Genomic DNA, 14315 nt, shown 5'->3' on the forward strand with positions numbered 1-14315 from the left:
ACTGTGTTAACCTCTTGCTAACATAAAAAAGATTGTTGCATTCGCAAGGATAACTTCTTGATGTGTCAATCGTAAAACAAGCCTATCACTCGTATCGGACAAGACGCAAACATGAAACAACAGCAAACGGATTTGGGCAAAGACCCAAAAACTATGGTGACTCCCCATGCTTTTACCATTGCAGACACTGTGCTTTATACGCCATTGGCGGCGCCGCTAAAACGCGCTTTAGCCATGTTGATTGATGGTTTACTGATCACAGTGTTAGCGGAGCAGATGGATTGGATGTTTGTATTGCTGGTGGTCGGTATCATTTATATTGAGAAACGCAGTCATAAATTGGGTCGTTTACTCAAATGGGGACTTTATGCCGCAATGTTAGCTTTTATGTTGCTCACGACCGCCGATAACCTGCTTAATGTTAATGGTTCAAGCAATACCGATAATGAGCAGGCAGTTGAGGGGTCTGCATTGGGTAAACAAATTCTTACCTCGCTTCCGGCCATCATTTCGTTGAGCCTTTGTGATAATTACGCTTGTGGTCAAACTCAAGTTCAATCCCTGCGCGAGGTGATAGAAAATGCTTCAGCATCAAAGGGCATGACAGAGACTGAGCGACGGGAGATAGTCCTTAGCGCCATAGCCAACAGTAGTTTGTCTGCCGCAGACAGTGAAAAGCTCCAGATGGAAGTGCTTGATGGCACCTTGTGGCCGGTTATCGCGCCCCAAGTCGAGTCGCCAACGCTTGATACTCAGTCTGAGCCGCTTAAGTCGATTCAAACCAGTGAACCAACTGATCCCGCGCAAGGTGTTGCGGCAAATGCTGCAAAAGTAACCGAAACGACAGACACAACCAAAACAGTACCTTCGTCAAGCACAAGAGTGAAAAGCGTCGATGATGACGATGAATCCACCACCAACAGTGTTATCGCTTGGGTTAAAGGTTTTATGAGTGATATGGGGCTGGGCTTTGGTTGGGCGGCATTTTACTTTACCGTTTTTACCGCGCGGTTTGATGGTCAAACTTTAGGGAAGAAGATGCTTGGCATTCGGGTGATCCAGCTCGATGGCGCTAAAATCAGTTTATGGGCCGCGTTTGGCCGTTACGGTGGTTACGCCGCAGGCTTCACCACAGGCTTACTTGGCTTTATGCAAATATTTTGGGATGCCAATCGGCAGGGGATCCAAGATAAAATATCTTCAACAGTCGTGATAGACTTAGCACAAATGCATAAAAAGCAACGATTAGAGCAGCAAGTACAGGGGCAAAGTGAGTTAGCGCCCGCGCTTACGAGTGATGATGCCGCCTCTGCTCACCTTACAACAAGCACCCGTTCGGAGCACCTATGAAACAGGTCGTGATTTCGGGGAGTGGCTTATTTACGCCGCCCCACAGTATTTCTAATGAAGCCTTAGTTGAGAGCTTCAATGCCTATGTGGATATTTATAATCTTGAAAATGCAGGCTTAATCGAGCAAGGCCATGTCGCGGCTTTGTCCTATTCCTCAAGCGAATTTATTGAAAAGGCCTCAGGCATCAAGCACAGATATGTGATGGTGAAAGAGGGCATTCTCGATCCCGAAGTCATGATGCCGTTAATTCCAGAGCGCAGTAGCGACGAGTTATCTATGCAGGCTGAAATTGGGGTTGAAGCCGCATTGATGGCACTTAACAATGCCAATCTCAAAGCTGAGCAGATTGATCTGGTGATTGTCGCTTGTGCTTATACTCAGCGTGCCTATCCTGCGATGGCGATTGAAATTCAACGTGCGCTCGGAACGCGCGGTTATGGTTACGACATGCAAGTGGCGTGTTCATCGGCAACCTTTGCAATTGTTGCCGCTGCTAATGCGATTGCGACGGGCTCAGCTTCAAGAGTGTTAGTCATCAACCCTGAGATTTGTTCGGCGCAAGTGAATTATCGCGACCGTGACAGCCATTTTATCTTTGGTGATGTCGCGACCGCACTGGTACTGGAAGAGCAAAGCCTAGCTCAATCTGACAATGTGTTTAAAATCCTCTCAAGCCGCTGTTTTACTGATTATTCGAATAATATTCGCAGTAATTTTGGTTTCTTGAATCGCTGCGATCCCAGTGCTGCCCATCAGGCCGATAAACTGTTCCACCAACAAGGGCGCAAAGTGTTTAAAGAGCTGCTGCCGATGATTTACCAACATTTGGATGAACATCTGGCCGAACAAGCGTTAACGCCGCAGTCTTTCAAGCGTTTGTGGTTGCATCAAGCGAACATCAACATGAATCAGTTCGTGGTGAGAAAGCTGTTGGGGGATGATGTATCAGCGGAACAAGCGCCCGTCGTGTTAGACGAGTACGCCAATACCGCATCCGCGGGCTCTGTTATTGCATTTCACAAGTATTCCAGCGACTTTAAAGCGGGTGATTTAGGCTTGTTAAGTTCTTTTGGCGCGGGATATTCCATCGGCAGTGTGATTTTGCAGAAGTGCTAAGCTGAACCTAGTAGCGCAGATTGTTCTGCGATCTTTATCAATAAAAACAGCCTCAATTGAGGCTGTTTTTATGTTGCAGGAATCGATATCAAACCCACATCATTTTAGACAAGTATTGTTATCTTTAATTATTCTGGTGCGATTGCATGATTGCGGTAGGCTTCACGATACTTGTCGACCCACATCGCCGTTGCGCCACAAATCGCCACAGGCATCACGATAAAGTTGACGATGGGGATCATCGAAAACAGCGTCACAGTAGCGCCAAAGCTAAAACTCGTGCCACGGGTTTGATTCAAGGCAAAGCGCATATCCTTAAAACTGACCTTGTGATTATCGAAGGGGTAATCGCAGTACTGAATTGCCATCATCCAAGCGCTGAACAGGAACCATAATATTGGCGCCAACGTTTGGCCCACCATAGGCACTAAAAACAGCAATAAAAACACCAATGCGCGGGGCAGATAGTACTTGAGCTTGATCCACTCACGCCCAAGGATACGCGGTAAGTCTTTGATTAAATCGATGCCAGTACCGGTATTCAGCGGCTTGCCAGTTAACAGCTGCTCGACTTTTTCAGCCAACAGACCATTAAAGGGGGCGGCGAGCCAGTTCATCACCGAACTAAATACAAAGGCGAGCATCACCAGCATAGTGGTGACGGCGAGTGGCCAAAGTAAAAAGTTTAACCAGCTTAAGTAGTCAGGCAACTGGGCATTCATCCAAGTGAACATGGCGTCCAACTGGCCTATTGCTACATAAATGACGCCCGCAAACAGCAGCAGGTTGATCATCAAGGGAATAAATACGAAAGTGCGCAGGCCTTTACGTGTAATTAAACCAAAGCCATCGAGAAAATAATTAACGCCGCTTTTGGCTGGGAAGGGCAAGGTTTTCTTCTGTGTCATATCGTCTTTCCAAAAAGTTGGGCTACAGCTTGAGAGACAGCCTGATATAAAGATAACTGCGATTGTGATCAACTCATGGGCAGATGACAAGCTAAAAGCCGCATGAATTCAATAAAAAGCGTTACAAAATGCTGCCTGCTTTGTTAAAGTTGCCAGCAGAATGCATTTGCACCACTGGGCTCATTTTCGGGCCAGACTTCAGAGACGCGCTAACTGGCACCATGAGATTAAAACAGATAAAACTTGCCGGCTTTAAGTCGTTTGTCGATCCCACTAAAATTCCTTTTTTACAGGCATTAACCGCCATTATTGGCCCAAATGGCTGCGGTAAATCGAATGTGATCGATGCCGTGCGTTGGGTGTTGGGTGAAAGTTCGGCGAAACACCTGCGCGGTGATTCGATGGCCGACGTGATCTTTAACGGCTCAAGCGCACGAAAACCTGTGTCTGTGGCGGGTGTTGAACTTATTTTTGAAAATAAAGATGGTCGACTCGCGGGTCAGTATGCCAGTTACGAAGAAATCGCCGTTAAGCGTCAGGTGAGCCGAGACGGTGAGTCTTGGTATTTTCTCAATGGCCAAAAGTGTCGCCGTAAAGACATTACCGATTTGTTTATGGGCACAGGTCTTGGTCCGCGCAGCTACGCCATTATTGAGCAGGGCACGATTTCTCGCCTTATCGAATCTAAACCCCAAGACTTGCGCACTTTTATTGAAGAAGCCGCAGGGATTTCTCGCTATAAAGAACGCCGCCGCGAAACCGAAAATCGTATCCGCCATACCCGCGAAAACCTCGAGCGTTTAGGCGATATTCGCAGTGAACTCGGCAAACAGTTAGATAAACTGGCGCAGCAGGCCAAGGCCGCGAAGCAATATCGTGAGCTAAAACAGGCCGAGCGCAAGACCCATGCTGAACTCCTCGTGATGCGCTATCAAGAGTTGCAAGATCAGATGGCGAGTCTGTCTGAGCAAATCCGCGCCATCGAAGTGCAGCAAGCGGCGGCGCAGTCGCTGGCGCAAACCGATGAATTACAAACCACTGAACTGCAAGTGCAACTCGCCCAATTAGCGGAGCAAGAACAACGCGCGGTCGAAGCCTATTATCTGACGGGCACCGACATCGCTAAGTTAGAGCAACAGTTACAGAATCAAAAGCAGCGTGATGCCCAGCTTGAAACCCAGTTGGCACAAGTGAAAGAGCAGATCCTGCAAAACACCGATAAGCTCAACGGCTATAAAGCGAGTCTTAGCGCGTTAGAACTTGAGCTTGCTAAGCTTGGGCCGCAGCATGATGAACAGCAAGAAATCATGGATGAGCTGCAATCCCAATGGGAAATGAGCATAGAGCGCAGTCAGCAACAGGCTGAAGTGGCGCGCCAACAGGCCGTGGATGTTTCGCAGCATAAGTTACAGCTTGAACTGCGCCGCAGTCAGTTAGCACATCAACAGCAATTATTGCAGCATAAACAGCAGCAAAGCAGTGAGCAGCAAGCGCAGCTCATCGCTTTAGTGGACAGCGATCTCGCCTCAAACATCACGCCACTGCAACAAGAAATTGCGTCTCTTGAATCTGCAATCAGACAACAAGCTGAGATTAATCATCAGCAAGAACAACTTGTTAGTGAAAGCACGCAAGTTTTAGATGACGCCCGCCATAGCGCCGAGCACATTCAGCAGCAATTAACCGCGACTAAAGCGCGCCATGAGCTGGTCGAACAGTGGTTGACCAAGCAGGAACAGCAAAGTGATAAACCGCAGTTATGGCAGAGTTTAACCGTTGAAAATGGTTGGGAAACTGCGGCTGAACTCGCCCTAAATGGTTTGTTGACCTTGCCCGTTGGCGTCACTGAAACCGAAATGGGGTTTCAAGCGTTAGCGTCGCAATCTATCCAGAGTGAGTATTTACAGGCTGAGGTGAATCTTACCCCTTGGTTAGCGGGGCTTAAGTGGGCAAAAGATATTCACGCGGCAAAACAACTACTGCCACAGTTAAAGAGTGATGAGCGGATTGTCACCGCCGACGGATATCTCCTCGGTCAAGGTTTTTTAATCACTAAGACAGAGGGCGCTCAGTCACTGGTACAGCTCAGTAAAGAGCAAGCCCAGTTAGCGCAAAACATCCTCGATTTACAGCAATCCTTGCACCTACAGCAAGATAAGATGACTGAACTTGCGGCTACCTTGCAGCAGCAAAGACAACAATTGACTGCTGGCGCGCAAAAATTGCATCAATTACAGTTGGATAAAGCGACGAAGTCGATGCAGCTCAGTGGCTTAACTGAGCAAGTAAAGGCGCGCGCTGAGCAGCAGAGCAAACTTGAAGCGGCATTAAGCGCGAGCTTGCTTGACCTTGAACGCTTGAGCGAGCAACTCGAGTTATTGGGTGAGCAAGAAACAGAGCTTGATGATGCGTTGCAGGCGAGTCTAGATATTCAGCGACAACTCACGCAAGACACGCAGGCCGATAGCGTGCGCCATCAAGCATTGAAAGCGCGTATTACTGAGGTTGAACGTCAGTTATCGACCACGACTTCGGCCTTACAAGCTGTAACTATGCGTATGGCTGTCAGTACTGAACAAATTGAATTACAGCAAGTACGTGTCAATGAACTTATCCACACCCGTGAGTCTGTGTTAGCCGAACTTGCCAAAGTCGCCCAATTAAGTGGCGTAAAAAATAGTGTGCAGCTGACTGAACAGTTAACGCAGCTATTACAGCAACAACATGAGCAACAACAGGGCTTAAAAAACGTCCGTCAGCAGCAAAGTGGGCTCACAGAGGCATTAAACAGTATAGGAATAAAGCAAAAACAAGAGCTTGGTAAGCTTGAGGGCTTGACTCAAAGCCTGAGCACGTTAAAGTTACGTCGTGAAGGAATAAAAGGCCAAGCCAATAGTCAGCTGGAAGCCTTACAGGAACAGCAAATTGTTCTGTCTGAAATCCTCGGCAACTTGCCCGCAGAGGGCATGCCTGACAAGTGGCAAAGTGATTTAGATCAAATACGGCAGAAAATTGTTCGCTTAGGCGCCATTAACCTTGCTGCCATCGAAGAATTTGAACAGCAAAGTGAGCGAAAATCCTATCTTGATCATCAAGATGATGATTTAAATAAGGGACTGGCGACCTTAGAGGAAGCGATCCGTAAGATAGACAAAGAAACCCGAAGCCGCTTTAAGACGACATTTGACTCAGTCAATGAAGATCTCGGACGCTTATTTCCTAAGGTGTTTGGTGGTGGTCGAGCTTACTTAGCGTTAACGGATGATGATTTACTGGAAACTGGCGTCACTATCATGGCGCAGCCGCCAGGTAAGAAGAACAGCACAATCCATCTTCTTTCGGGTGGTGAAAAAGCTTTAACCGCTTTATCATTGGTATTCGCAATTTTTAGGCTGAATCCTGCTCCCTTCTGTATGTTAGATGAAGTGGATGCGCCATTAGACGATGCCAACGTAGAACGTTTCTGTCGATTACTGAAAGAAATGTCACAGAGCGTACAGTTTATTTATATCAGCCATAACAAAATAACCATGGAAATGGCTGATCAACTTATAGGCGTGACTATGCACGAGCCCGGTGTGTCTCGTATAGTCGCGGTAGACATAGAGCAAGCGGTGGCGATGGCTGACGCTGGATAACTAGAACAAAGACAGGGTAACCAATGGAAGATTTGCAACTAGTATTGTTTGTTTTAGGCGCCATAGCCATAGTTGCTGTGCTGGTGCATGGATTTTGGTCTATCAGAAGACAACAACCTAAGTCATTGAAAGATAGTCCAATGGGCAATTTTTATAAGAAACAGGCCGAGAAAGGTGAGCCGAGCCCTAAGCGAATTGATGCCGAAGGATTTGATGCCGACGGTATTGGTGCTGTGCGAGTGCGTAAAGCTGGCGAAATGACGCCTAATAACGAGACTCCCGCGGTCAATCCTTATTTGAAACAGGAAGTGAAGCTAGAGACTAAGCCGCAAGAATTGACATCGCCAGAATTTAAAGCAGAACTTAAATCAGGGCTGAAGGTAGAAACGAAACACGAACCTATTCCAGCTCAGCCTGATTTTAGCTTGCGGCCACCAGTTGCAAAAGAGCAACACCGCGGTCCTAAAGTTTCGCGCCAAGAGCCCGTCTTGGGCACGCAAGTGCCACAAATGGGTCAATCCCATGCTGCTATTGTGGCGCAAAAAGCCGCTGAGCAAGAACAGGCGCTACGTGCCGCGCCGCAGCAAACTGCTTTGTTTGAAGAGAATGAATATAAAACAGATCATCAACAAGAAACGCTTGTCGAACAAGCCGCTGAAGATGAATTAGGTGAGCCACGCGACGTGCTGGTTTTACATGTGGTCGCAAAAGATGGCCAACAGCTGAACGGCGCTGAACTGCTACCTTGTTTCTTAACTTTGAATTTTAAATATGGCGATATGAACATTTTCCATCGCCATGTGGATAACGCGGGCAATGGTAAAGTCTTGTTCTCTATTGCTAACATGCTAAAACCTGGCGTGTTTGATCCGGACAACATGGAGCAGTTCAGTACTCAAGGTGTGGTATTTTTCATGACGTTACCTTGCTACGGCGATGCTTTAATGAACTTCTCGATTATGCTTAACTCTGCGCGCCAACTCGCTGAGGAGATCGATGCCGTGGTGCTCGACGGTCAACGTTTGCCTTGGGGCGAGTTTACTAAGCAAGATTATTTACACCGTATTCGCGCTAACGCTTAGCCGACGCCGCAATTTGGCGGTTAATACATTGATGAGGCCGCGATTGCGGCCTCATTTTTTATGATCTACTTTTGTGATCTAAAGCATTCTGGATAAAGAATATGCAAGACATTCAACTCGATACACTAGTGTCAGAAGACGTTACCCCTGAAAACGCATCGCAGGTGATGCAGGCGCTCAGCCAATCACTGAACGAGCACAACATTCGTTACTATGTGGATGATGCGCCGAGCATTACCGATTCCGAGTACGACAGGTTGATGCAGCGTTTACTCAAGCTTGAGGCGTTATATCCCCATTTGATTGTGGCTGATTCACCGACTCAAAGGGTGGGCGGATTGGCGCTCGCCAAATTTGATCAAATCACTCACCTTAAACCTATGTTGAGCTTAGATAACGCCTTCGATGAAGCGGATTTCAGTGCTTTCCACAAACGTGTCACCGATAAAGTGGGTGAGGTGAGTTTTTGCTGCGAGCCTAAACTCGATGGCCTTGCCGTGAGTATCTTGTATAGAAATGGCGTACTTGAGCGCGCCGCGACCCGCGGCGATGGTTCTGTCGGTGAAGACATCACTGAAAACGTCAAGACGATCCGATCGATACCGCTTAAATTACGCGGTAATGATTTCCCTGAACTCGTCGAAGTGCGCGGTGAAGCCTTTATGCCAAAAGCGGCCTTTGAGGCTTTGAATGACAGGGCGCGCGCTAAGGATGAAAAACTCTTTGTTAATCCCCGTAACGCCGCCGCTGGCAGTTTACGACAACTCGACAGTAAAATTACCGCTGCCCGTTCATTGGCTTTTTATGCCTATGCGTTAGGGGTTGTTGAGCCGGATTCTCATCCGTTAGCTAAAACCCATTTCGAGCAGTTACAGCAGCTTAAGTCGTGGGGTTTACCCGTTAGTAGCGAAATCAAAGTCTGCGCAGAATTAAGCCAAGTCTATGACTACTATAAAGACATTCTCACTCGTCGCGGCGATTTAGCCTTTGAAATCGATGGCGTCGTGATGAAAGTTAACGATATTGCCCAGCAGCAACGTTTAGGTTTTGTGGCTAAATCTCCCCGCTGGGCGATTGCCTATAAATTCCCCGCACAGGAAGAAATGACTCTACTTGAAGGCGTCGATTTCCAAGTGGGCCGCACAGGTGCGGTGACGCCAGTGGCGCGCTTAAAGCCAGTATTTGTTGGCGGCGTGACGGTATCGAATGCGACGCTGCACAATGCCGATGAAATTGCCCGTTTAGGCATTAAAGTCGGTGACACTGTGATCATCCGCCGCGCTGGCGATGTGATCCCACAAATTGTTGCCATAGTGCCCGAAAGACGCCCTGAAACAGCGACTGATATTGTATTCCCACACAATTGTCCTGTGTGTGGCAGTTTAGTCGAGCGTCTCGAAGGTGAGGCAGTGGCGCGTTGTAGCGGTGGTTTATTCTGTGAAGCGCAGCGTAAAGAAGCGATTAAGCATTTTGCATCCCGCAAGGCTTTAGATATCGATGGCATGGGCGACAAAGTCGTCGAGCAATTGATTGATAAAGAACTCGTCCAAAGTCCTGCGGATCTATTTAAGCTCACCGCCTCTATGATGACTATGCTCGACCGCATGGGGATGAAGTCGGCAACCAATTTAGCGGCGGCGATTGAAGCTGCCAAAACTACAACACTTGCGCGTTTCTTATATGCTTTGGGTATTCGCGAAGTGGGCGAGGCGACAGCGGCAAACCTTGCGGCGCACTTCGGCAGTTTAGATGCGCTGCGGGTGGCCACTGTGGAGCAGTTAACCGAAGTGGAAGATGTTGGCACTGTGGTGGCCCAGCATGTGGCGCACTTTTTTGCTCAGCCCCATAACCTTGAGGTTATCGATGCCTTAATCGCTGCTGGTGTGCATTGGCCCGCCATTGAAGCGCCAAGTGCAGAGGCGCAGCCGCTTAAAGGCCAAACTTGGGTATTGACTGGGACGTTAAATCAGCTCAATCGTAATGATGCTAAGGCGCAGTTGCAGGCGCTGGGCGCGAAAGTGGCTGGTAGTGTCTCAAAAAATACTGATTGCTTAGTGGCGGGTGAGGCAGCAGGTTCCAAACTCGCTAAAGCGCAGGAGCTTGGCGTTAAGGTGATGGATGAGGACGAGTTATTGGCACTGCTCGCTGCGAACGCTTGATTGCTGTGGGCTGAAATAGGCCGCTGGCTTTGGTCTGATGTTTTGCATCTACAGTTTAAAAACCACTGAATCGTAAGTATTAAATAGCGCCTTACCTATGGCGTTATTTTTATTTGCACGCGTAAAAAGAAATGGGGGAAAGATAGTCTGCTTTGGCTATTGAATTAGCCGCGATTGGCACCATCTCCTTAATATGCTGTTTTAGTTTTTGCTAATTGGAAACCTATTTGAATTTCAGTCACATCACTTGGCTTGATGATAAAGGCCATATTAAACCGCCGATCTTTTTATACGCACTCTTGGCTTATCTTGCGCGCGGTTGGTGCATTTTTATCGCCTCGCTGACCCAGATGGGTGACCGTTCAGAGTTAGTGCGGATTTTTTACCCTGAAAAGTCGGATTTTTTGCTAGCACTTGGGGCGGGACTTGGCGCGGTTTTGATTTATCTTGTGGTGATTGCAGAACGTCGCCGTTCGCCTCAATGGTTAAGACCTATTTTTGTGCATTTAAAATGGGGCCTGTGGTTGCTGCTGATGATTGATGGTGTCTTGCTGGGGCAGCGGCTGATCCATGGTCAGTTCTTGTTCCATTGGAGCCTCGCTTTAGACGCGTTAGTCTTGTTCTGGTCGGGCATTTATCTCATTAAATCGAAGCGACTCAGTTATTATCTCCGTGACTGGCCAAAAGAAGAGCCAAAAATAGAACAAAAAGAGCTTCAGCCTTAAGATCCTATCCTATTGTTATTTAGTCTCTTTATTTAACTCTGAGGCGCAGGGCACAAATTAATGTGTCTTATGCCTCAGTTTGATAAGGATTTTTCATTTGTACTCTGCATCGAACGCTTTGAATCATCTATAGTTATATGTACTTAGCTTGAATGTGCCCTGTTGGATACGCAGATGAGGTCATCTGTTTATGTCCTGCATCACATTTGAAAGGAGTCATACTGCGTGGCAAAAGTACCTCAAAAAAAATTATCACTATCAGAAATTCAACTTGGCATGAGAGTCAAGTTGCCCTTGTCATGGACGAATCACCCCTTTTTATTTAACCGCGTTGATATCAGCAGTGCCGCTCAAATCGAAATGATCCGTGGCCTAGGCGTCCCCTATGTGTTTTTGTTATCGGAATCGAATGCCGAACTGGATATTGTTGAAGAAGACGATGACATTGAAGACGAGATAGCAGTCGAACCCGAACGGGATCTCAAGGCCGATACCCGTAAGGCAATGCGTTTGAGTCAGAAGCGTTTTCTTATGAATGTGAATAACTCCCGTAATGTGTTTGGTAAAATAGTCAGCGATCCTGAAGGCGCCTATCGATTATCGGCGGCACTGGTCGAAGACTTGCTAAGCCATTTGCAGGAAGTTGAAACACCGTTCCTTACTTTGGTTGGGATGGATGAGAAAGATGTGAGTGTGACCCAACATGGCGTCTCTGTGGCTGTGTTGGCAATGATGATAGGTCATGCACTGGATTTAACCCCAAGAGAGTTGCGTGATATCGCTCTTGGCAGTTTGCTGCATGATATTGGTAAGCTTAAAGTGCCCGATGTCATCCGCCGAAAGCGTGGCGCGCTGACGACACACGAAGCCAGCTATTTGCAAATGCATCCTAATTTTGGTTTTGACATGCTGAATCGGTCGGGATTATTCCCTAAAGAGGTGTTAAATATCATTTTACACCACCATGAGTTTGTTGATGGTTCAGGGTTTCCTGATGGATTGACGGGGCATAAGATCCCAATTATTACGCAGATCGTGAGTTTAGCAAATGATTACGATCAGCAGCTCAGTGGTCAGCAAGTGACATCTCCTCAAGTGGCACTAGGTTATTTGTTTAAAAACCGTGCGAGTAAACATTCAGAATCACTGATTTCTGTGTTAGTTAAAATTCTCGGCATCTACCCACCGGGAACGATAGTAAAGCTCTCCGATGACAGTATTGCGAAAGTGATCATGACCACCAAAGAAGTGAGTCAGCCCCAAGTGTGGGCTTGCAAAGTGGACGGGAGTGACGCATCGCTGCGTTTCTTAAGTGATGAAGGCGTGACAGTGCAAAAAGCCATCAAAGCGGAAGAATTGTCCGAGGGCGCTATTCGTACCTTGCAAGTCGATAAAGGGGTTAGTTTCTATTTTAGTTCGCTACAAACTTGAATCTTATGCGCTAAGTTCCGTATTCTATCCGCTGATATGATTCCCTTAGGGCTAATATGGCGAATGTAAAAGCAGAAAATGGCGCAGTAAAATCCAGTGTTGCCTTGGTCGGTTGTGGATGGTTTGGTTTTGCTTTAGCAAAGCAGCTTGTCCATGAGGGCTATAGAGTCACAGGCTGTAAGCGCAGCGCCGACGAATTATCGGCATTAACTGAGGTCGGGATTGATGCCTATCCGCTGCAATTGGGCAGCGAAGCACCCTCTGCCCCCGATGCTCAGGCGTTAAGCGGTTTATTTCAAACCGATTATCTAGTGGTCAATATTCCTCCCCGATTAAAGCGCGGTAACGCCGCGTATCTTGAAGAACTGCAACAACTCATCGCATTAACCCAAGGCTGGCAATATCAGCAGATTGTGTTTATCAGCACTACGGGCGTGTATCCGGCCAAAGATAAAGTGATGACCGAAGCCGATGCCTTGGCAGAATCTAGCGACAGCCAAGTGCTATTAGATGCAGAAGCTTTATTTCAAGCCTTGCCCCATGCCTGTATTGTCCGCTTTGCGGGGCTCGTAGGTCCCAAACGTCATCCTGGACGTTTCCTTGCAGGGAAAACTGATGTCAGTGGCGCCAATGTAGCAGTGAATTTAGTTCACTTAAGTGATTGTGTTAGTGCGGTAAGTCGGATACTCGCGGCAACGGGCATAGGGCTAGCTGTGGCTCCGATTTATAACCTCTGCGCGCCAATGCATCCTACCAAAGCTGAGTTTTATCAGGCTGCTGCCGAGTCCCTAGGTTTAGTCGCGCCCGAATTTAATCAACAATCCATGCCGAGTAAAGTCATCCAAGCTGACGCCATTGTCACAGATTTAGGCTTTCGATATCAGTATGCTTCTCCGCTGGATATGCTAGCGGCATGTTGAGAAAGGTTAATTATTGTTAAAGGTAAAAGCCGAGCTTTTAGGTTATCTTTGGCTTCCAAGTTTTGCTTGAGCGAATGTGTCATCCTTATTTAAATCAATGACGAATAAAAAGAGACAATATAATGAGCGTGTTTAATCGAGTTCGACCTATAGCCGCATTGGCGTGCGGATTAATGCTGAGTGCCAGCTTTGCACTGCAGGCCGCAAGTTTCGAAGAAGGCAAAGATTACGTCACTGTGGCGGGGATTACCGAAGCGCAAAAGCCAGTGCTGCGAGAGTTTTTCTCCTATAACTGCCCACATTGCTATAAGCAAGAACCACTTATGGACCTGACAGTGCAACTGCTCGGCAAAGATGTGGCTTTTGAGCGCACCCCTGTGGGCGCCGGCCGTCCTGCTTGGGAACTGAGTCAGCTTGCCTACTATGTGGCGCAAAAATTAAAGATGACTAAGCAAACCCATGGCGCTATTTTCAAGCAAATCCATGAGAAAGGTGAGCAATTTACAGCACCTGAACAGGTTAAAGCCTTCTTTGTCGCCCAAGGCGCTAAAGTGGATGATGTTGATACCGCAATGAATTCCGTCGATGCCAAATTCACCCTAATGAATTATGACTCTCAAGCTGAGCTTGCAGGGATCAAGGGCGTACCCTCATTACTGGTGAATGGCCGCTATATGCTGACGTCGACCGCGCACACGCCAGAAGAGTTGGCGGCATTAGTTAAGTTTTTAGCCGCGAAGTAACCGCGTTTAATAAATGGAGACTAGACTCATCGCGGCTATCGAATAAGCGCCTTGCGAGCTGCATTGGGAAACTTATCCCGCTATTGGCTAATCTAGCGTTAATAACCCAGTCTAGGCTTAATGCCGATCAGTTAAGACAGATCGCTTGACGATCTCGCTGAAAAGATCAAAATCCGATGACCTCATGTCATCGGATTTTTTTATGCAACTCTCAGAAGCACTCGCCCGCACTCATATTACC

The 14315-nt window shown here is 47.5% G+C and carries 10 protein-coding genes; 9 read left to right on the forward strand and 1 reads right to left on the reverse strand.

Annotated elements, in window-relative coordinates; genetic code table 11:
• The first annotated feature begins 111 nt into the window (after positions 1–111).
• Entirely contained in the window at positions 112–1350 is a 1239-nt protein-coding gene (locus MO387_RS19340; protein WP_242326463.1) for an RDD family protein, read from the forward strand.
• A complete protein-coding gene (locus tag MO387_RS19345; protein ID WP_012089534.1) occupies positions 1347–2468 on the forward strand; it encodes a beta-ketoacyl-ACP synthase III in 1122 nt (373 codons plus the stop codon). The genes MO387_RS19340 and MO387_RS19345 overlap by 4 nt, the downstream gene beginning before the upstream one ends.
• Before the next feature lie 128 nt (positions 2469–2596).
• On the opposite strand, the gene cysZ is transcribed toward MO387_RS19345, so the two are convergent.
• Entirely contained in the window at positions 2597–3376 is a 780-nt protein-coding gene (cysZ, locus tag MO387_RS19350) for a sulfate transporter CysZ (protein ID WP_006082150.1), read from the reverse strand.
• A gap of 221 nt (positions 3377–3597) precedes the next feature.
• Here cysZ and MO387_RS19355 point away from each other — a divergent pair, with 221 nt between their 5' ends.
• The 7 genes from MO387_RS19355 to MO387_RS19385 all read left to right on the forward strand — a co-directional run bounded on the left by MO387_RS19355 (position 3598) and on the right by MO387_RS19385 (position 14074).
• Positions 3598–7014, forward strand: coding sequence for a chromosome segregation protein SMC (locus MO387_RS19355; protein ID WP_107950244.1), 3417 nt, complete (start codon positions 3598–3600; stop codon positions 7012–7014).
• Positions 7015–7037: 23 nt separating this feature from the next.
• Positions 7038–8096 carry a cell division protein ZipA gene (gene zipA, locus MO387_RS19360; protein ID WP_107948081.1) on the forward strand — a complete coding sequence of 353 codons (1059 nt, stop codon included), beginning with the start codon at positions 7038–7040 and terminating at the stop codon, positions 8094–8096.
• Positions 8097–8197: 101 nt separating this feature from the next.
• The gene (ligA, locus tag MO387_RS19365; RefSeq protein WP_107948079.1) at positions 8198–10255 is read left to right on the forward strand and encodes an NAD-dependent DNA ligase LigA; all 2058 of its coding nucleotides are present in this window, start codon (positions 8198–8200) and stop codon (positions 10253–10255) included.
• A gap of 227 nt (positions 10256–10482) precedes the next feature.
• The gene (locus tag MO387_RS19370; RefSeq protein ID WP_012587386.1) at positions 10483–10980 is read left to right on the forward strand and encodes a DUF2919 domain-containing protein; all 498 of its coding nucleotides are present in this window, start codon (positions 10483–10485) and stop codon (positions 10978–10980) included.
• A gap of 225 nt (positions 10981–11205) precedes the next feature.
• Positions 11206–12411 carry an HD-GYP domain-containing protein gene (locus tag MO387_RS19375; protein ID WP_107948077.1) on the forward strand — a complete coding sequence of 402 codons (1206 nt, stop codon included), beginning with the start codon at positions 11206–11208 and terminating at the stop codon, positions 12409–12411.
• A 56-nt stretch (positions 12412–12467) separates the two neighbouring features.
• Positions 12468–13331, forward strand: coding sequence for an NAD(P)-binding domain-containing protein (locus MO387_RS19380; protein WP_107948074.1), 864 nt, complete (start codon positions 12468–12470; stop codon positions 13329–13331).
• 122 nt (positions 13332–13453) lie between these two features.
• Entirely contained in the window at positions 13454–14074 is a 621-nt protein-coding gene (locus MO387_RS19385; protein WP_199908730.1) for a thiol:disulfide interchange protein DsbA/DsbL, read from the forward strand.
• Positions 14075–14315: the final 241 nt, after the last annotated feature.

Source organism: Shewanella sp. N2AIL, from assembly GCF_022690845.1.
Taxonomy (GTDB): domain Bacteria; phylum Pseudomonadota; class Gammaproteobacteria; order Enterobacterales; family Shewanellaceae; genus Shewanella; species Shewanella baltica.